Origin of the sequence: Faecalibacillus intestinalis (assembly GCF_015097455.1) — a bacterium.
Taxonomy (GTDB): domain Bacteria; phylum Bacillota_I; class Bacilli_A; order Erysipelotrichales; family Coprobacillaceae; genus Faecalibacillus; species Faecalibacillus intestinalis.
In genome coordinates, this window is the sequence record NZ_AP024085.1 from 1,195,437 (window position 1) to 1,212,465 (window position 17,029).

Sequence of the window (17,029 nt, forward strand, 5' to 3'; positions counted from 1 at the left end):
GTAAGTCAATCATTTTATTTTCTTAAAAAATTAGCACTCTGTGCTTGACTATGCTAAAACAAAGTAATATACTATCTTTAGCATTTAAACGACAGGAGTGCTAAAGGAGGATATATTATGGCAGAAAAAAAACAATTTAAAGCAGAATCGAAAAGATTATTAGACTTAATGATTAATTCTATATATACACATAAGGAAATCTTTTTAAGAGAATTGATTTCTAATGCAAGTGATGCAACAGATAAACTTTATTATAAAGCGTTAACAGAAAATATTTCTGAAATCAATAAAAGTGATCTTACAATTGATTTAGCTTTTGATAAAGAAAATAGAACATTGACTGTTACTGATCATGGTATTGGAATGAATAAAGAAGAACTAGAAGAACATTTAGGTACGATTGCTAATAGCGGTTCTTTCAAATTTAAAAATGAAACTGAAAGTGATGATATTGATATCATTGGGCAATTTGGAGTTGGTTTCTATTCAGCATTTATGGTAGCTAAAAAAGTTGAAGTTTCATCAAGAGCTTATGGTAGTGATCAAGGATATACTTGGGTATCTGAAGCAAGTGATGGTTATGAAATCTTTGAAACAGATAACTTACCAACAGGAACAACAATTAAACTTTATTTAAAAGATAATACAGAAGAAGAAAATTATGATGATTATTTAGATCAATACCATATTGAATCTCTTGTTAAAAAATATTCTGATTATGTACATTATCCAATTAAAATGGATGTGACAACATCTAAGAAAAAAGAAGATAGTGATGAATATGAAGATGTCGTTGAAAATAAAACATTAAATTCAATGGTTCCTTTATGGAAAAGAAATAAAAAAGATATTAAAGATGAAGAATATAATGAATTCTATAAAGATAAATTCAATGATTTCTCTGATCCAATGAAAGTTATTCATACATCAGTAGAAGGAAATGTTTCTTATGATGCATTGTTATTTATTCCAAGTCAACCACCGATGAATTTCTATTCAAATGATTATGAAAAAGGTTTACAACTTTATAGTCGAGGTGTCTTTATCATGGATAAAGCAAGTGATTTAATTCCAGAACACTTTAGATTTGTTAAAGGGTTAGTTGATTCACAAGATTTATCATTAAATATTTCAAGAGAAATGTTACAACATGACCGTCAATTAAAAGTCATCGCTGATCGTATTGAAAAGAAAATCCAAAGTGAACTTACAAATATGTTGAAAAAAGATCGTGAAACATATGAAAAATTCTTTAAAAACTTTGGGTTACAATTAAAATTTGGTATTTATCAAAGCTATGGAATGTTAAAAGATAAATTACAAGATTTACTTTTATTCTACTCTGGTAAAGAAGAAAAAATGATTACTTTAAAAGAATATGTTGAAAACATGAAAGAAGGACAAACAGAAATCTACTTTGCAAGTGGTGAAACAAAAGAAAAGATTTCTCATTTACCTCAAGTAGAAGCTGTTAGAGATCGTGACTATGATGTTTTATACATGATGGATAATGTTGATGAATTTATGATTCAAATGATGAGAGATTATGATTCTAAAGCTTTCAAAAACGTTGCTCAAGGTGATTTAAACTTAGATAGTGAAGAAGAAAAGAAAGAATTAGAAAAGATCAATGAAGATAATAAATCATTATTAGAATCATTAAAAGAAGCTTTAAAAGATAAAGTAGTGGATGTTAAAGTATCAAATAGATTAAAATCTCATCCAGTATGTTTAGTATCTGATCAAGGTGTATCTTTTGAAATGGAAAAAGTATTAAATGCAATGCCTGATGGTCAAGATGTTAAAGCAGGTAGAATTCTTGAAATCAATCCAAATCATGATATTTTCAAGGCAATTCAAAATGTTTATCAAAATAATGCAGATAAGATCAATGATTATGCTTCATTGTTATTCGATCAAGCATTATTGATTGAAGGATTATCTATTGAAGATCCAGTGGCTTTTTCAAATAAGATTTGTGAGCTTATGATTGAATTAAATAAGTAAGGCTATCATTCGATAGTCTTTTCTTTTATAATAAAAGTAGGAGAGTGAAAATTATGGAGTTACAAAATGTTTTACAACAAAGAAGAAGTATTCGTAAATATAAACAACAACCTGTGGAAAAAGAAAAAATTGAAGAAATGATTCAAGCAGCTATCTATTCAGAAAGTTGGAAAAATAGTCAAACACCACGATATCATGTTATTCAATCAAAAGAAATGTTGGAACAATTTAAGAAAAAATGTTTACCTGAATTTAATCAAAAAAATATAGCTGATGCACCTGTTTTAATTGTGACAACATTTGTTAAAGATCGTGCAGGTTTTCAAAGAAACGGAAGTCCTGACAACGAATTACAAAATGGTTGGGGTGTTTATGATTGTGGATTAGCTAATCAAAACTTAATTCTTAAAGCAACTGAACTTGGTTTAGGAACACTTGTTATGGGAATCAGGGATGAAAGAGCGATCCGTGATCTTTTAGAAATACCTGTACAAGAAACAATTGTTTCTGTCATAGGTGTGGGTTATCCAGATATTGAACCAAGTATGCCAAAAAGAAAAACAATAGAAGAAGTGAGTACGTTTTATTAATGAAGAAATTACTGTATAAAATTTGCAAACCACATCATAAATATAAAATCAATTTGGTTGATGTTTTATTGCTTATTGAACCGGTGGTGATGAATACGTCTTATTTTATGGTTGGAAGAATCTTTTTGCTTATAGCGTTAGTTCTTAACTATTTGGCACACTATCTTTATCATGATGATTATAGCGAATTTGAAAGACGTGTCCTTATTTCAACAATGATTATTATTGCTTTACTTCTTATCTATCTTATTATTACAGGTAAATAAAAAATCCACTTTGGGGTGGATTTTTTGTTTATTTATAAAACTCAATAATATTTTGATAATCATTTTTTAAACTGAAATTTGCAGAAACAAAATAGAAATGATTTTCTTTTTTATACAGTAAAGTATCATACGATGTATCAAGTTTAAAGAGATAAGTGTTTTTATCAATTTTAATAACAGGAACATCATCATACGTTTTTAAATAACGTTTAAAGAAAGTGTTTGTTTTGTCAGTTGATTTAAAACAATAATCTTTACTATACATGAGATCACCTTGGTTGTTTTCTTCAAAATAAGAAGTAGATTCAACAATAAAACTTTTAGTATATTTGTAGTTTGGATATTTTTTTAAATTTGTTTCTTTATCAAATGTTTGCAATGTTAAAATATTTTGATTTAAAGGAATATCTTTTCTATCAGTAATATCTAAAATACATCCAAGTATAGCAACTACACAAGTAACTATAGTCATAGCGTAGAAGATATGTTTAATAATCTTTCCAAAGCTTTTTTGACAGGCTAAAACAATTTTATAAAGGCAACGAATAAGAATTGTCGCAAAGAGAAGAAGAGGTAAGTAATGAATTAAAATACTTCCATTTGTAAGAAATTCTTGAATTTGATTTTTTTGTAAAACAAGCTGTGCGACAAAAAAAGAAAAGAAAATCCATAAAACAAAATAAGTGGTTACAGAGATTTTACGAGTACTTAAGTATTCATCAATTGCTTTTTGTCTTTCTTTAGGTAAAGCACGTTTATTATCTGTTGTAAAAATAATAAATTTTCCTATTTTACCATAATAATCAAACATTTGTTTTTCATATTCATTAATAAAATCATGTAATGCTTTTCTTTTAGGAGTTGCCGGTTTTTTGATTAGTAAATCTACATGGAAGTAGTAGTGTTTCTCATTTTTTTCAAAACGGCTGATTTTACCTAAAGAAGTAGGATTGTAACCTTGTTTAGATAACTCATTTAAAGTATTTTCTAATTGTTTATATTCAGTTATATCATAATCTAATAATTTATACATATGTGACTCCTTTGACTGTTACATCATAACAAAAATAGTCATGGAAATCCATGACTATTGATTAAATGCAGAATCAACTTCATAATCTGGTTTGAAGTTTTCTTCTTCTAACATATAAGATTCAGCAATGTTTTGGCAATGATCACCAATACGCTCTAAGTTAGATAAGATATCAACGTATGTAGAATTGACAATAACTGATTTTTCAGTTTTATTAGTAACACGTTGAATATGTCTTTGTTTTGCTTTTTTATTATAATAATCTAAATTACTTTCATGATCATCAACATAAATAATATCATCTAAATCATGTTTATCAAAAGCAACCATTGCATGATTCAACATTTCAATATCCATATTGATCATGGCGATAATGTCATCTTTAGCTTCTGATGAAAAATCATCTTTTTCATCATAAACAGCTTCAAAGAATTGAGTTAAGTTAATACATAAATCACCGACACGTTCTAGATCTTTAATTGATTTCATATCAGCAAAATATTCTTTTGAATCATGATCGTTTAATTGTTCGTGTGAAATAAGTAATAAGTATTCTGAAATCTTTTTATCTAATAAGTTGATTGCATTTTCTAATTCTTCAACTGTTTCTTTTGCAGTAGAACTTTTAGAAATAAAGTATTCTTTAACATTTTCACAAGCTTCAACAGTAATAGCACCCATTTCTAAAATCTTGTTTTTAGCGATAGCTAAAGCATGAGAAGGGAACAATTGAACCACATGAGGATCTAATTCTGATAAATCCATTTGTAATTCTTTTGAATGATTTGGAATGATTTTTTTAATAATAACAACAATCTTATTAATAAATGGAAAGAACAAGATGGTTGTTACTATGTTAAAGATACCATGAGCTACTGCAAGTTGTAATTCAGGAGACATGGTACTTACTGAATTAATATATTGAATCAACATTGTAAATGGTGATAAAACAATCATAAATAAAACAGAACCAATGACGTTAAATAAAACGTGGAAGAACGCTGCTCTTTTAGCGGGAATAGATCCACCAATAGAGGCAAGAACCGCTGTAATCGTTGTTCCAATATTTGATCCAAATAAAAATGGTAAAGCAATATTTAAACCAATAGCGCCGGCACCATACATTTGTTGAACAATGGCAATCGTTGCAGCTGATGATTGAATCGCACATGTAAGAATTGTTCCACCAAGTAAACCAAGCCAAGGACTTTTCATTAAGAATTCTGTAATTTGTGTAAATTCTGGAACTTCAGAAATCATTGATAAATTGTTACCCATTAAATCTAATCCATAGAATAAACAACCAAATCCAAAAATAATTTGTGATAAGTATTTTGACTTTTTATTTTTAGAAAACATAGAAACAAACGCACCAATAATAATGAAATAAACCGCATATTTAGAAATCTTTAAACCAACTAAAACAGAAGTAATAACTGTTCCAATATTGGCCCCCATGATAATTCCTACTGCTTGATTTAAATTCATTAAACCAGAACGAATCAATCCAATTGTAAGGGCTGTTGTTCCTGAACTTGATTGAATTAAACACGTAACTAAAGCCCCAATTAAAATTCCTTTTACAGGACTTGAGGTGTATTTATCAATAATGTCCTTTAATTTATCTCCGGCATAACTTTTTAAACCATCACCCATATAATCGATACCAAATAAAAATAAGCCAAGCCCTGCCAGAATTAAAGGCCAGTTGATATCTGCTAATGTCATAAAATCACACTCCTATACGTCTCATTTTAAAGGAATGTTAAATTTGTGTAAAGATTATGTTAAGTTTCTTTACAAAACCTTAACAATTCTTTTTGAAACAACTTTCAATCAATGTAATTATAGGCTTATAAAAAGGAAAAATAAGGAGTGTAGTAACAATATTGAAGAAGCCATGAATAAAAGCGAGTTGCAGACGAGGAGAAATAGGAATATAAAAGCGAAATGTTAAAAAAAGATGATAAAAAGGAGTCAGGAAAAACATAAAAAAAGTAGTTCCAATTACATTGAAGAGAAAATGAAAGAGGGCGGCTTTTTTGGCAGATGAATTGGTTTTAAGGGCAGAAAGAAAAGCGGTAATGGTTGTACCGATATTACAACCAAAGATATAAGGAATAGAAACATAAAGGGAAATGGCTTTTAAATGATACATTTGTTGGACAATAGCAATCATGGCACTTGATGATTGAATAAGAGCAGTTGTGATGGTTCCACCAAACATGGCTAGAATTGGATGATTTGTAAAAAGTGTTACTAATTTCATAAATTCAGGAAGTTTAGTAATAGCTTCAAGATGCATTGACATAAGTTCTAATCCATAAAATAAACAACCAAGCCCAAAAAGAATTTGTGCAAGGCCTTTTATTTTAGGATGATTAGAAAATAATAAACAAAAAGCACCAATAATCAAAAAGAAAGAAGCATATTGAAAAAGATCAAAACCTACAATAATCGCTGTTATGGTTGTGCCAATATTGGCTCCCATAATAATGCCAATACTTTGCGAAAAGGTCAAGAGGTTTGCATTGATTAAACTCACTGTTAAAGCAGTTGTGGCAGAACTTGATTGAATGATACAAGTTATAAAACAACCAATTAGAATAGCCTTAAAAGTAGAAGAAGTACATTTAGCAAGAAGATTTTTTAAACGGGTTGGTGAAAGTTCTTGTAAAGAAAGAGAAAGATAGTCGATACCAAATAAAAAAAGTGCCAGACCGATTAGAATAGAAGTCCAAGAAACTTGGTTCATGAAAAAGCCTCCTTTTTCATATTTTAAAAATAATCATTTTTAACTAGAAAAAATAATCATTCTTTGTAAAAATATATGAAGGAGGTGTTTTAATATGAAAGGAAGATGGAAGAAATTTTTATCTTATTATACAAACTATAAGGTTTTGTTTTTTAAAGATATGTTTTGTGCGATGGTTTCAGCAGCTATCACACTTGTTTATCCCATGCTAACACGCTATATTACAGGAACGATTTTAAATCAACCAAAAATTGATTATTCTAAAATTTATTTATTAGGACTTTTTATGCTTTGTTTGATCGTTGTTGAATATTTTTGTAATTATTTTATAGGTTATCTAGGACATGTCATGGGTGTCTATATGGAACGAGATTTACGTAATGAGTTATTTAGTCATTATCAAAAATTATCTTTTCGCTTTTATGATGAACAAAACACAGGACAATTGATGTCACGTCTAACGAATGATTTATTTTCTTTAACTGAACTTTATCATCATGGACCAGAAGATATTGTCATTTCAATTATTAAGTTTATAGGGGCCTTTATTTTACTTTCCTATATTAATGTTAAGCTGACTTTAATTTTATTTGCAATCTTACCATTTATGTTTTTATTTGCTTGGTATTATAATAAAAAGATGAAAACAGCTTTTAAAAGAAATAAAGAGAGAATTGGTGATATCAATGAACGCATTGAAGACAATTTATCAGGAATTCGTGTTGTTAAAAGTTTTGCGAATGAAGATCAAGAGTTAGAACGTTTTGATAAACAAAATGGACATTATGTAAGTGCTAAGAAAAATAGTTATTATTATATGGGAAGATACAATGCAGGACTTACTTCTTTTACAAGTTTAATTACAGTATCGGTTATCTTTTTTGGAACCTTATTTATTTCTTATGGAAGTATTAATGTTGCAGATTTAATTGCCTTTTTACTTTATGTCACGAACTTAATAGATCCTGTAAAAAAACTTTTAAACTTTACTGAACAATTTCAAGAAGGTGTTACTGGTTTTGAACGTTTTATGGAAATATTAGAAATTGAACCAGATATTCAAGATACAAAAAATGCAGTTGTATTACAACATGTTGAAGGGAATGTCATGTTTGATCATGTTTCATTTCGCTATAATGAACAAACACCTTATGTGTTAAATAATATTAACTTGGATGTAAAACCAGGAGAGTATATTGCTTTTGTTGGTTCATCAGGAGTTGGTAAAACAACGATTTGTTCTTTGATTCCTCGTTTTTACGAAGCAACGAAAGGAAATGTCTTGATTGATGGAATCAATGTCAAAGAAATCAAACAACAATCTTTAAGAGAAAATATTGGGATTGTTCAACAAGATGTTTACTTATTTACAGGAACCATCATGGATAATATTCGTTATGGAAATTTAGAAGCGAGTGATGAAGAAGTCATTGAAGCCGCTAAAAAAGCGAATGCTCATGATTTTATTATGGAATTAGAAGAAGGTTACGATACGGATTGTGGACAACGTGGAGTCAAACTTTCAGGTGGACAAAAACAACGTATCTCGATTGCACGTGTTTTCTTAAAGAATCCACCAATTCTTATTTTTGATGAAGCAACAAGTGCATTAGATAATGAAAGTGAAAGTATTGTACAAGAATCTTTAGAAAAATTATCTCAAGATCGTACAACTTTTGTTATTGCGCATCGTTTATCAACGATTAAAAATGCCAAACATATTTGTGTTTTAACGGAAAATGGCATCGAAGAACAAGGAAACCATGAAGAATTGATGAAATTAAATGGAAATTATGCAAGATTATATAATATGCAATTTAAAGGAGAAAAGTAACATGGAAAGAAAATATATTTTTTTTGATATTGATGGAACACTTTTAGATGATAATCCAGGAGGAAAGATTTTAGAAAGCACATATCGTACGTTAGATAAGTTAAAAGAAAATGGGCATTTTGTTGCTATTGCGACAGGAAGAGCACAATATATGGCGATGGATGCTGCTAAAGAAGCCCATATTGATTGTTTAGTAACAGATGGGGGAAATGGTATTACTTTACAAAATGAACTTCAATATATTAAACCGATAGATTTTGTTCAAGCCAATCGTGTCATTGATCAATGTATTGAACATCATTTCCCATTTGCAGTTGCTTTAGGAAATGAAGCTGTTTTGTATACGAATCAAAGTGATCAAAAAGATCAAAAACTTCCGGTAAAATTAGTTGTTGATGAAAGTATAGATTTTCATCAAGTAAAGGAAATTTATAAGGTTTTTATTGAATGTAGTGAACAAGAAGAAAAATTATTGGATTTAGGAACTTTGGAATATATGCGTTATTTTAAAGGACAAATCATCATCGAACCAGCAGATAAATATAAAGGTATTTTAGAAATGGTTCATTTATTAAAGGGAAACGAAAAGGATATTGTGGTCTTTGGGGATGGCTTAAATGATATTTCTATGATTGACCAAGCTCCTTTAGGTATTGCTATGGGTAATGCAATCGATGAAGTCAAAGCAGTCGCAAATTTTATAACCAAAAGAAATGATGATGACGGTATTGAATATGCTTGTCGTCATTTTGGCTGGATTGATTAAACAAAATAGGCTATACTAAAGATGGGTGAGATTATGGAACTAATTAAAGATTTTTTAATCATTATTGGTATTTTTGTATGTATGTCTTTAGGTATTTTCTTTTTACTTCATAGTGGTGATGCCAAAAAGAAAACCAAGCAAACAGTTCAAGATACAAGAGACAGTATTCAAGAAACCAATCAACAACTCGATGATGTTTTAGAACAATTACAAGAAATGAATGCTCCTTTAGAAAAAGCAATGAAGGCAGTACGTTCTTTTAATGAAAAAGTTTTATCAAAAAAATAATCGAGGAATGTTGACAAAGCTTAAATATTATCTATAATACAGGTATATAAATAAACTCAATGAAAAAGAGAGTAGTTTTATTGGATATGTTAGAGAGTCTATGTTGGTGGAAATTAGATATTGAAAATAAAATGAAGCGCACTTTGGAGGGGGTTATCTGAATACATAGGATAACAAGCTAACCAGCTTTAACGGTGAGGTGGATATGTTTATCATATCAACAAGAGTGGTACCGCGGAATCTTTCGTCTCTTAGCAATCGCTAGGAGACGTTTTTTATTGGGTAGAAAAGGGGAAAAGAATATGAAAAAAGTATTAAAATTAATGTTAGCACTTGTGATGACTTGTGCTGTTGCTGGATGTTCATCAAGCAGTAAAAATGATGCCGATGTGACAATTACAATTGGGACATCACCTGATTATGCACCTTATGAATCATTAAACAAAAAAGGTGAAATCGTTGGTTTTGACGTGGATATGGCCAAATTATTTGAAGGTTATTTATCTGATATGGAAGGTAAAACTTATTCTTTAGAATTCAAACAAATGGATTTTGATAACATTGTTACTCAAATTCAAGGGGATCAAATTGATTTGGGTATTTCTGGTTTTACTTATAGTGAAGATAGAGTTGTTGAATGGTCTGATCCATATTTAGGAACTCAACAAGTTGCTGTTGTACCAAATGGTTCTTCAATTACTTCAAATGATCAATTGGTTGGTAAAAAATTAGCTGCTCAAACTGGAGCTACTGGTGAACAAGCTGCTAAAGAAGTTGAAAATGCTGATGTTGTTTCAATGAAAAACGTACAAGATATTTTCAATGGTTTAGCAAGTAATCAATATGATGCAGCAATCGTTGATTTAGGTGTTGCTCAACAATATGTATCTAGTGGAAACTTTACACAATTAAATGGTTCATTAATGGATGAAAAGAACTATGTTATCGCTAAAAAAGGTAATACAAAAATGATCAAATTAATGAATAAATGTATTAAAAAATTCGTAGCTTCAAAAGATTACGATAAATTATGTAAAAAATATGATTTATCACCATTAGAAAAATAAAAAATTATAGAAAAGGGGTATAGAAATGTTTGTAGCTTTCTCAAAAGTGTTTACTCCTGAAAACTTACTTTACTTTGCTAAGGGTGCAGTAGTATCACTTTTACTCGCTGCTGTATCCCTTTTATTTGGTATTGTTTTTGGGATTTTAGGATCTTCAGCAAAAAGATCTAAATATAAAATTTTTAGAATTATTGGAAATGTGTATGTTGAAGTCATTCGTGGGACACCAATGTTACTTCAAATCTTGATTTTATTCTCAGTTATTCCATCTATTTATACAGCGTTTACAGGAAATGTTTTAAGAATTAATGTCTTTTTAATTGGTGCTGTTGCTATGTCTATTAACAGTGGGGCTTATTCAACTGAATTAATTCGTAGTGGAATTAATGGAGTTGATAAAGGACAATGGGAAGCTTGTGAAACTTTAGGACTTTCTCATAAACAAACAATGAGACTTGTTATCTTACCACAAGCGTTTAAAAGAATTATTCCACCAATGATCAGTGAATTTATTACATTGATTAAAGATTCTTCATTGATCAGTTGTATTGGTGCCGTTGAATTATTAAAATCAGCTCAAGTAGTGGGGGCACAATATTATGATGTTATGTCACCTTATTGTATTGTTGCAGTTTATTATTTAATTATGACAATTAGTATTTCTTATTTAGGTAGATATGTAGAAAAGAGGTTAGCTGAAAGTGATTAAAGTTGAACATATATCAAAACAATTTAAAAAAGTAAAAGCAGTTGATGATGTTTCTCTTGAAGTAAAAAAAGGAGAAATTGTGTGTTTAATTGGACCTTCTGGTTCAGGTAAGAGTACAGTTTTAAGATGTATTCATGGTTTAGAAGTACCAGAAACAGGACATGTATACCTTAATGGGGAAGTATTAGATCCAAAGAAATCTAATTATCAAGAATTAAGAAATAAAATGGGATTTGTTTTCCAACATTTCAATTTATTTCCACATATGACAGTCTTAGAAAACTTAACACTTTCACTTACAAAAGTACGTCACATGGAGGAAGAAAAAGCCAATGAAATAGCTTGTAACTATCTTACAAGAGTTGGTTTATTAGATAAAAAAGATGAGTATCCAAATAAACTTTCAGGTGGACAAAAACAAAGGGTAGCGATTGCGAGAAGCTTATGTACAAGCCCTGAAATCATGCTTTTTGATGAACCAACAAGTGCCTTGGATCCAGAAATGGTTATTGAAGTATTAGAAGTTATGCAACAACTTGCTAAAGAAGGAATGACAATGATTGTTGTTACTCATGAAATGGGCTTTGCTAAAACAGTTGCAGATCGTGTTATTTTCTTAGAAAATGGTAAAATCGTTGAAGAAAATGATGCAAAAGCTTTCTATGAAAATCCTAAAACTGAACGTGCTCAAGATTTCTTAAAGAAGGTTATGCACTAATGAAACTACAACGTTTTGAAGTAGAGTCTTATATGACTTTGCATGAAAATAACTGTCGCTATAACTTGGCAGATACAGTTGCTAAATCTTTAACTTTAAAGGAATTATTAGCGTATGATAAAAAAGATTCATTAGAAGATTTAATGAATCTTTCTTTAGATTATGGTGCTATTGAAGGTTCTCATGAATTAAAAAAAGGTATTTTAAGTTTATATCAAAGTGGTGATGATGAAGAAATTGCTATTTGCCATGGTGGTGTCAATGCCAATGAACTTGTTTTAATGACATTACTTTCAACAAATGATCATATTTTATCATTTTTACCAACGTATCAACAACTTTATAGTTTTCCTGAATCTTTAGGGGTAGAAGTTGATTTTATTCATTTAAAAGAAGAAAATGAATGGAAAATCGATTTTGAAGAATTAGAAAAAAATATTAGAGAAAATACAAAAATGATTTGTTTGAATTTACCAAACAATCCTACTGGAACAACTTTAAATCATGAAGAAATGCAACAACTGATTCAAATATGTAAAAAGCATGATCTCTATGTTCTTGTGGATGAAATCTATCGAGGACTTTATCAAGAAGAATCCATTAGTGATCTTTATGAAAAAGGAATAGCAACCTCAGGACTTTCTAAAGTTTTATCAACTCCTGGACTTCGTATTGGTTGGATCAAAACAAAAGATAAAGAACTTATTCGTTTAATCAATGAAAGACGTGATTATTCAATTATTAGTAGTGGACCAATCAATGATTATTTAGGGGCACTTACTTTAAAATATAGTAAAGAGATTTTAAAAAGAAATCGTGAGATTTTAGAAGAAAATAAGTGTTACTTGAAAGAATGGTTAAAAGCTCATCCTCATCTTTCTTGTGTTATTCCAAAATATGGAACAGTTTGTTTCCTAAAATACGATTATCAAATAGATTCAAATACTTTCTGTGAAAAGTTACAAGAAGAAACAGGGGTCTTCTTTGTACCGGGATGTTGTTTTGATGTGGAAAATCATTTGCGTTTTGGACTTGCAAATGATCCACAAATTGTTAAAGAAGGTTTAGAAGTATTTTCAAATTGGTTAAAAAAATTAGACACTTCAAGATAAAGAAGTGTCTTTTATTATTTTAAAACAATAAATTGCACTTAAAGTTAAGGTTGTAATCAATCCTGTAAATAAACTAATCAAAATAGCGTTAACATAAAGATAATGAGATAAAGTATAAGTTAAGATAATTTCTAAAGTACATTCAATCATAGAGATGATAAACATCACTTTATTTTTATTTTTAGCTTGTAGGATAGTTGAAAGGGGCGTTTGTAAATAAAAGAGTAAAAAAGGAAAAGACATGTATTTTAATTGTTGATAGCCACTTGTTGTATTGTAAAGAATCATAAGGGATCGTTTTGGAAAAAAATAGAAAATTAAAGTAAAAGGAAGACCGATAAGAAAACAAATAAGTAAAGCATAAAGAAGATGTAAAAAAGTATTACTTTTATGATAATAAAGATCATCTGTAGCAATAGGCAAATAGAGGCGATAGATGATCGTACAAAAAAAAGTAGGCGTGACAAGCATCGAGACGACATAGCCAGAAAGGATGGCATATTGGTCTTGGATAAAGTTTTGAGTTAAACCAAGTCGAGTTAAAACATGAATTAAAAGAATGGGCTCTAAAAAATTCATAAAACAATGGTAAAGACGTGAACCTGTCAAAGGTAAAGAAATGTTTAAAAGATCTTTCATAATCAAGTTTTGCTTGTTTATGTTTTTTAAAGGAGTAAAAGAATATCTTTTACGACTTAAAAGGAGTAGATAGATAATTGACATCAATTCACCAAAACTCATTGATAAATAAGCGATTGTTACTAAAAAAGGTAAGGATGAACTTAAAGGAGTTTCTAAAAATAAATAGGTAAATAATAAACGTGAAGTTTCTTCGACAATTTGGCTTTTAGCAATGACATAGACATGCCCTTTGGCTAAATAATAGTTTTTAATAATACCACTGATAGCAATCAATGGAATAAAAATTAAAAAGGATAAAATGGGATAAAGAGTATAATCGTTTTTTAATAAAGAATGAGCAATGAAAGGACTTAAAATAAAGAGGGTTCCACAAATAACAATGACAGAAAAAAAGGATAGAATAATTGCGGTAATAATGACTTTGTAGTTTTTATATTTTGGATGTAATATAAGACGAAAAACAGCAGAAGGAATCCCAACCTGTCCAAGTGTTAAACACAAAGAAAGTGTTGGCATAATGACAAGATATAATGACATAGCTTCTAAAGGAAGAAGCCTGGAAAGCAACATTCTATTTAAAATACTAAATATTTTAGAGATAGCTGAACTAGCGGAAAGAATAATGAATGAATTGATAAGTTTTCTTTTCATAAAAGACTTCCTTTATGTCGAATTTTCATCTATAATAGACGAAGTGGGAGTTGGTTTATCATGAATGAAAAACTGGATTATAAATTTGGTAAATATGATTTAGATTTTCTAATCAAATTAAAAGCTCATGAGTTTCGTAAGCAAAAAATAGATAATATATCCGAAAAAGAAATAAGAGATTATTTATTCAATATTAAATGGAAATCTCAAAAGAGTCTACCAATGTGTGATATTATTGATAATGTAATGAATTTACAATTTTCGGAAATTTTTGATTATTTAAGTATACAAGCAGTTAAAGAAGCAAGTACACTCGATTTAGCAGCATTTCAAGAATTCATTTCAAAATAGTTGGTAACAACTATTTTTTATTTAAGGAGATTTTATGAACTGGGATATAAAAGAAATACATAACTATAATGAATATATGCAAAAGTATTCAATACATTCTTTACTTGCAAAGATTTTTGCACAAAGAAAATATAATGAACAAGATGTTCAAGGACATACTTCAAAAAGATTGATTTATCATGATTTTTCATTGTTTTTAGATGCGGATTTAGTTTTAGATCGTATACAAGAAGCTTTGGAAAATGATGAAAAAATATGTATTTATGGAGATTATGATTGTGATGGAATCTTGTCAACAGCCATTCTTGTTCAAGCTTTTTTAGAATTAGGGAAAAAAGTAGGGTATCATATTCCTAATCGTTTTGAAGATGGTTATGGACTAAATAAAGAAAGAGTTCAACAAATGTATGAAAAAGGGTATTCTTTGTTAATTACAGTAGATAATGGTATTAAAGCGTATGAAGCTATTGATTTAGCGAATGAACTTGGTATTGATGTTATTGTTATTGATCATCATGATTATGACGAATTGCCGGATGCATGTGCAATCATTCATACAAAAATGTCACCGGATTATCCATTTAAAGAAATATGTGGAGGTTTTTTAGCGTATAAACTTGCCAGTAGTTTGCTTGGAAAACATGATAAATATTTATTTTCTTTAGCAGCTATTACGACGATTTCAGATATGATGCCTTTAGTTGATGAAAATAAATCGCTTGTTTCGCGAGGTCTGCAATTTATGAATGAAGAAAAATATCTTCAATTAGAACTTTTAATTGGTGAAAATCAAAAATATAATACAACAACTTTAGGTTTTAATATTGCACCTAAAATCAATTCCTTTGGAAGACTACCAGAACTTGTTAATCCAAATCATTTAGTACGTTATTTTTTAAAGGATGTCGATCAAAAATTTGCAATCCAAATTTCTCAATACGCTAAAAAAATCAATAGTAAAAGACAATCTCTTACAAATGAACAATACAAAAACATTTTAGAAAATAGCCAAAAAGATGAATTTTTATATAGCTATGATCAAGAAGTTCATGAAGGAATCGTAGGTTTAATTGCGGGAAAGTATACTCATGAATTTCAAAAGCCGAGTTTTGTGATGAAATATGATGAAAAAAATGAAGTCTATCGAGGAAGTGCCAGAAGTATTGAAAGTATTCCTTTAAATCAAATCTTTGATGATTTAAAAGATTATTTTGTACAATATGGTGGACATGCTTTAGCGGGTGGCTTTCAAGTAGCTAAAGATGAAGTGTTAACTTTAAAAGAAACATTGCATACCTACTTAACAACACATACTTTTTCTAATGAAAAAGTTCTTGAAGGGATTCAAATTGAATTAAATGAGCTTACTTTACCAGCTGTTAAAGAATTAGAGTTGTTAGAGCCGTATGGTCAATGTAATGAAGAAATGAAATTTGTTTTAAAAGATATTACGAATTTTACCAGTCGTGTATTATCTGATGGGAAACATTTACGTTTCGATATTCCTTTAAATAAAGGTAATTTACAAGCACTTTATTTTAATTGTTCGAATGAAATTGAGCAATTACAACAAAAAAAGACAATTTCTTTAATAGGAACTTTAAAAATTAATAAATATTTAAATACAGAATCAATAAATATGATTATAGAGGATATGAAATAGTTTCCTTGATAATAAAAGTTTGTTATAATAGAAATAGGAGGAGTACATAAAATGGACTTTAAAAAATATATTGAAGATATTAAAGATTTCCCTGAAGAAGGAATTATCTTTAGAGATGTAACACCTTTATTAAAAGATAAAGAAGCTTATAAAGAATCAATTGACACATTCGCTAAATGGATCGATGGACTTGGAGTTCAAGTAGATGTTGTTGCTGGTCCTGAAGCAAGAGGTTTTTTATTTGGATGTCCTGTTGCTTACAAAGTAAATGCAGGGTTTGTACCTGTTAGAAAACCAGGAAAATTACCAAGAGAAACAGTTTCAGCAAGTTATGATTTAGAATATGGAAAAAATGAAGTTCATATTCATGCCGATAGTATCAAACCTGGTGAAAATGTTGTTATTATTGATGATTTACTTGCTACAGGTGGAACAGTTGAAGCAACTATTCAACTTGTTGAACAACTTGGTGGTAAAGTTGTAGGAATTGCCTTTTTAATTGAACTTGAAGCTCTAAAAGGTAGAGAAAAATTAAAAGACTATAATGTCTATTCAGTATTAACTTATTAAATAAAAG

The 17,029-nt window shown here is 29.2% G+C and carries 17 protein-coding genes and 1 other annotated feature; of the genes, 13 read left to right on the forward strand and 4 right to left on the reverse strand.

Annotation, left to right across the window (positions count from 1 at the left end; all coding sequences use genetic code 11):
* Nucleotides 1–117: 117 nt before the first annotated feature.
* From htpG to Fi14EGH31_RS06455, 3 genes are read left to right on the forward strand one after another with little or no spacing between them, the layout of a single operon-like run.
* A complete protein-coding gene (htpG, locus tag Fi14EGH31_RS06445; protein WP_118306247.1) occupies nt 118–2,007 on the forward strand; it encodes a molecular chaperone HtpG in 1,890 nt (629 codons plus the stop codon).
* Nucleotides 2,008–2,060: 53 nt separating this feature from the next.
* Nucleotides 2,061–2,597, forward strand: coding sequence for a nitroreductase family protein (locus Fi14EGH31_RS06450; protein WP_107029321.1), 537 nt, complete (start codon nt 2,061–2,063; stop codon nt 2,595–2,597).
* A complete protein-coding gene (locus Fi14EGH31_RS06455; RefSeq protein WP_022001738.1) occupies nt 2,597–2,863 on the forward strand; it encodes a hypothetical protein in 267 nt (88 codons plus the stop codon). Before Fi14EGH31_RS06450 ends, Fi14EGH31_RS06455 begins: the two co-directional genes overlap by 1 nt.
* A gap of 28 nt (nt 2,864–2,891) precedes the next feature.
* On the opposite strand, the gene Fi14EGH31_RS06460 is transcribed toward Fi14EGH31_RS06455, so the two are convergent.
* The 3 genes from Fi14EGH31_RS06460 to Fi14EGH31_RS06470 form a co-directional block, all read right to left on the reverse strand.
* Complete coding sequence (locus Fi14EGH31_RS06460) at nt 2,892–3,896, reverse strand: DUF2812 domain-containing protein (protein WP_139939217.1); 1,005 nt, start codon at nt 3,894–3,896, stop codon at nt 2,892–2,894.
* A gap of 54 nt (nt 3,897–3,950) precedes the next feature.
* The gene (locus Fi14EGH31_RS06465) at nt 3,951–5,624 is read right to left on the reverse strand and encodes a Na/Pi cotransporter family protein (RefSeq protein WP_107029323.1); all 1,674 of its coding nucleotides are present in this window, start codon (nt 5,622–5,624) and stop codon (nt 3,951–3,953) included.
* A 79-nt stretch (nt 5,625–5,703) separates the two neighbouring features.
* On the reverse strand, nt 5,704–6,651 hold the full coding sequence (locus tag Fi14EGH31_RS06470) for a Na/Pi cotransporter family protein (protein WP_200765264.1): 948 nt from the start codon (nt 6,649–6,651) through the stop codon (nt 5,704–5,706).
* 94 nt (nt 6,652–6,745) lie between these two features.
* Here Fi14EGH31_RS06470 and Fi14EGH31_RS06475 point away from each other — a divergent pair, with 94 nt between their 5' ends.
* The 7 genes from Fi14EGH31_RS06475 (at nt 6,746) to Fi14EGH31_RS06505 (ending at nt 13,145) form a co-directional block, all read left to right on the forward strand.
* Nucleotides 6,746–8,485 carry an ABC transporter ATP-binding protein gene (locus tag Fi14EGH31_RS06475; RefSeq protein ID WP_117787676.1) on the forward strand — a complete coding sequence of 580 codons (1,740 nt, stop codon included), beginning with the start codon at nt 6,746–6,748 and terminating at the stop codon, nt 8,483–8,485.
* Between the two features lies 1 nt (nt 8,486).
* Nucleotides 8,487–9,251: an HAD-IIB family hydrolase gene (locus Fi14EGH31_RS06480; RefSeq protein ID WP_117574436.1), complete on the forward strand. Its 765-nt coding sequence runs from the start codon at nt 8,487–8,489 to the stop codon at nt 9,249–9,251.
* A gap of 33 nt (nt 9,252–9,284) precedes the next feature.
* Nucleotides 9,285–9,539: a hypothetical protein gene (locus Fi14EGH31_RS06485; protein ID WP_107029327.1), complete on the forward strand. Its 255-nt coding sequence runs from the start codon at nt 9,285–9,287 to the stop codon at nt 9,537–9,539.
* A gap of 50 nt (nt 9,540–9,589) precedes the next feature.
* Nucleotides 9,590–9,794, forward strand: a binding site (T-box leader).
* Nucleotides 9,795–9,841: 47 nt separating this feature from the next.
* The gene (locus Fi14EGH31_RS06490) at nt 9,842–10,606 is read left to right on the forward strand and encodes a transporter substrate-binding domain-containing protein (RefSeq protein ID WP_117825716.1); all 765 of its coding nucleotides are present in this window, start codon (nt 9,842–9,844) and stop codon (nt 10,604–10,606) included.
* A 25-nt stretch (nt 10,607–10,631) separates the two neighbouring features.
* Nucleotides 10,632–11,315, forward strand: coding sequence for an amino acid ABC transporter permease (locus Fi14EGH31_RS06495; protein ID WP_022001746.1), 684 nt, complete (start codon nt 10,632–10,634; stop codon nt 11,313–11,315).
* Nucleotides 11,308–12,033, forward strand: a complete 726-nt coding sequence (locus tag Fi14EGH31_RS06500; RefSeq protein WP_022001747.1) for an amino acid ABC transporter ATP-binding protein — start codon at nt 11,308–11,310, stop codon at nt 12,031–12,033. Before Fi14EGH31_RS06495 ends, Fi14EGH31_RS06500 begins: the two co-directional genes overlap by 8 nt.
* Nucleotides 12,033–13,145: an aminotransferase class I/II-fold pyridoxal phosphate-dependent enzyme gene (locus Fi14EGH31_RS06505; protein WP_022001748.1), complete on the forward strand. Its 1,113-nt coding sequence runs from the start codon at nt 12,033–12,035 to the stop codon at nt 13,143–13,145. Before Fi14EGH31_RS06500 ends, Fi14EGH31_RS06505 begins: the two co-directional genes overlap by 1 nt.
* On the opposite strand, the gene Fi14EGH31_RS06510 is transcribed toward Fi14EGH31_RS06505, so the two are convergent.
* A complete protein-coding gene (locus tag Fi14EGH31_RS06510; protein ID WP_022001749.1) occupies nt 13,137–14,438 on the reverse strand; it encodes an oligosaccharide flippase family protein in 1,302 nt (433 codons plus the stop codon). The genes Fi14EGH31_RS06505 and Fi14EGH31_RS06510 overlap by 9 nt on opposite strands.
* A 60-nt stretch (nt 14,439–14,498) precedes the next feature.
* On the opposite strand from Fi14EGH31_RS06510, the gene Fi14EGH31_RS06515 reads away from it, so the two are divergent.
* The 3 genes from Fi14EGH31_RS06515 to Fi14EGH31_RS06525 are packed head-to-tail and all read left to right on the forward strand — an operon-like array spanning nt 14,499 to nt 17,022.
* The gene (locus Fi14EGH31_RS06515; RefSeq protein ID WP_022001750.1) at nt 14,499–14,789 is read left to right on the forward strand and encodes a post-transcriptional regulator; all 291 of its coding nucleotides are present in this window, start codon (nt 14,499–14,501) and stop codon (nt 14,787–14,789) included.
* Nucleotides 14,790–14,823: 34 nt separating this feature from the next.
* On the forward strand, nt 14,824–16,452 hold the full coding sequence (gene recJ / locus Fi14EGH31_RS06520) for a single-stranded-DNA-specific exonuclease RecJ (RefSeq protein ID WP_022001751.1): 1,629 nt from the start codon (nt 14,824–14,826) through the stop codon (nt 16,450–16,452).
* 51 nt (nt 16,453–16,503) lie between these two features.
* On the forward strand, nt 16,504–17,022 hold the full coding sequence (locus Fi14EGH31_RS06525) for an adenine phosphoribosyltransferase (RefSeq protein WP_022001752.1): 519 nt from the start codon (nt 16,504–16,506) through the stop codon (nt 17,020–17,022).
* The last annotated feature ends 7 nt before the right edge of the window (nt 17,023–17,029 follow it).

Bases quoted from the DNA above. Each gene is read 5' to 3' on its own strand.
- Fi14EGH31_RS06470 (WP_200765264.1), bottom strand. From the start codon at position 6,651: ATGAACCAAGTTTCTTGGACTTCTATTCTAATCGGTCTGGCACTTTTT.
- recJ (WP_022001751.1), top strand. From the start codon at position 14,824: ATGAACTGGGATATAAAAGAAATACATAACTATAATGAATATATGCAA.
- Fi14EGH31_RS06525 (WP_022001752.1), top strand. From the start codon at position 16,504: ATGGACTTTAAAAAATATATTGAAGATATTAAAGATTTCCCTGAAGAA.
- Fi14EGH31_RS06450 (WP_107029321.1), top strand. From the start codon at position 2,061: ATGGAGTTACAAAATGTTTTACAACAAAGAAGAAGTATTCGTAAATAT.
- Fi14EGH31_RS06455 (WP_022001738.1), top strand. From the start codon at position 2,597: ATGAAGAAATTACTGTATAAAATTTGCAAACCACATCATAAATATAAA.
- Fi14EGH31_RS06480 (WP_117574436.1), top strand. From the start codon at position 8,487: ATGGAAAGAAAATATATTTTTTTTGATATTGATGGAACACTTTTAGAT.
- Fi14EGH31_RS06460 (WP_139939217.1), bottom strand. From the start codon at position 3,896: ATGTATAAATTATTAGATTATGATATAACTGAATATAAACAATTAGAA.
- Fi14EGH31_RS06515 (WP_022001750.1), top strand. From the start codon at position 14,499: ATGAATGAAAAACTGGATTATAAATTTGGTAAATATGATTTAGATTTT.
- Fi14EGH31_RS06490 (WP_117825716.1), top strand. From the start codon at position 9,842: ATGAAAAAAGTATTAAAATTAATGTTAGCACTTGTGATGACTTGTGCT.
- Fi14EGH31_RS06510 (WP_022001749.1), bottom strand. From the start codon at position 14,438: ATGAAAAGAAAACTTATCAATTCATTCATTATTCTTTCCGCTAGTTCA.
- Fi14EGH31_RS06475 (WP_117787676.1), top strand. From the start codon at position 6,746: ATGAAAGGAAGATGGAAGAAATTTTTATCTTATTATACAAACTATAAG.
- Fi14EGH31_RS06505 (WP_022001748.1), top strand. From the start codon at position 12,033: ATGAAACTACAACGTTTTGAAGTAGAGTCTTATATGACTTTGCATGAA.
- Fi14EGH31_RS06485 (WP_107029327.1), top strand. From the start codon at position 9,285: ATGGAACTAATTAAAGATTTTTTAATCATTATTGGTATTTTTGTATGT.
- Fi14EGH31_RS06465 (WP_107029323.1), bottom strand. From the start codon at position 5,624: ATGACATTAGCAGATATCAACTGGCCTTTAATTCTGGCAGGGCTTGGC.
- htpG (WP_118306247.1), top strand. From the start codon at position 118: ATGGCAGAAAAAAAACAATTTAAAGCAGAATCGAAAAGATTATTAGAC.
- Fi14EGH31_RS06495 (WP_022001746.1), top strand. From the start codon at position 10,632: ATGTTTGTAGCTTTCTCAAAAGTGTTTACTCCTGAAAACTTACTTTAC.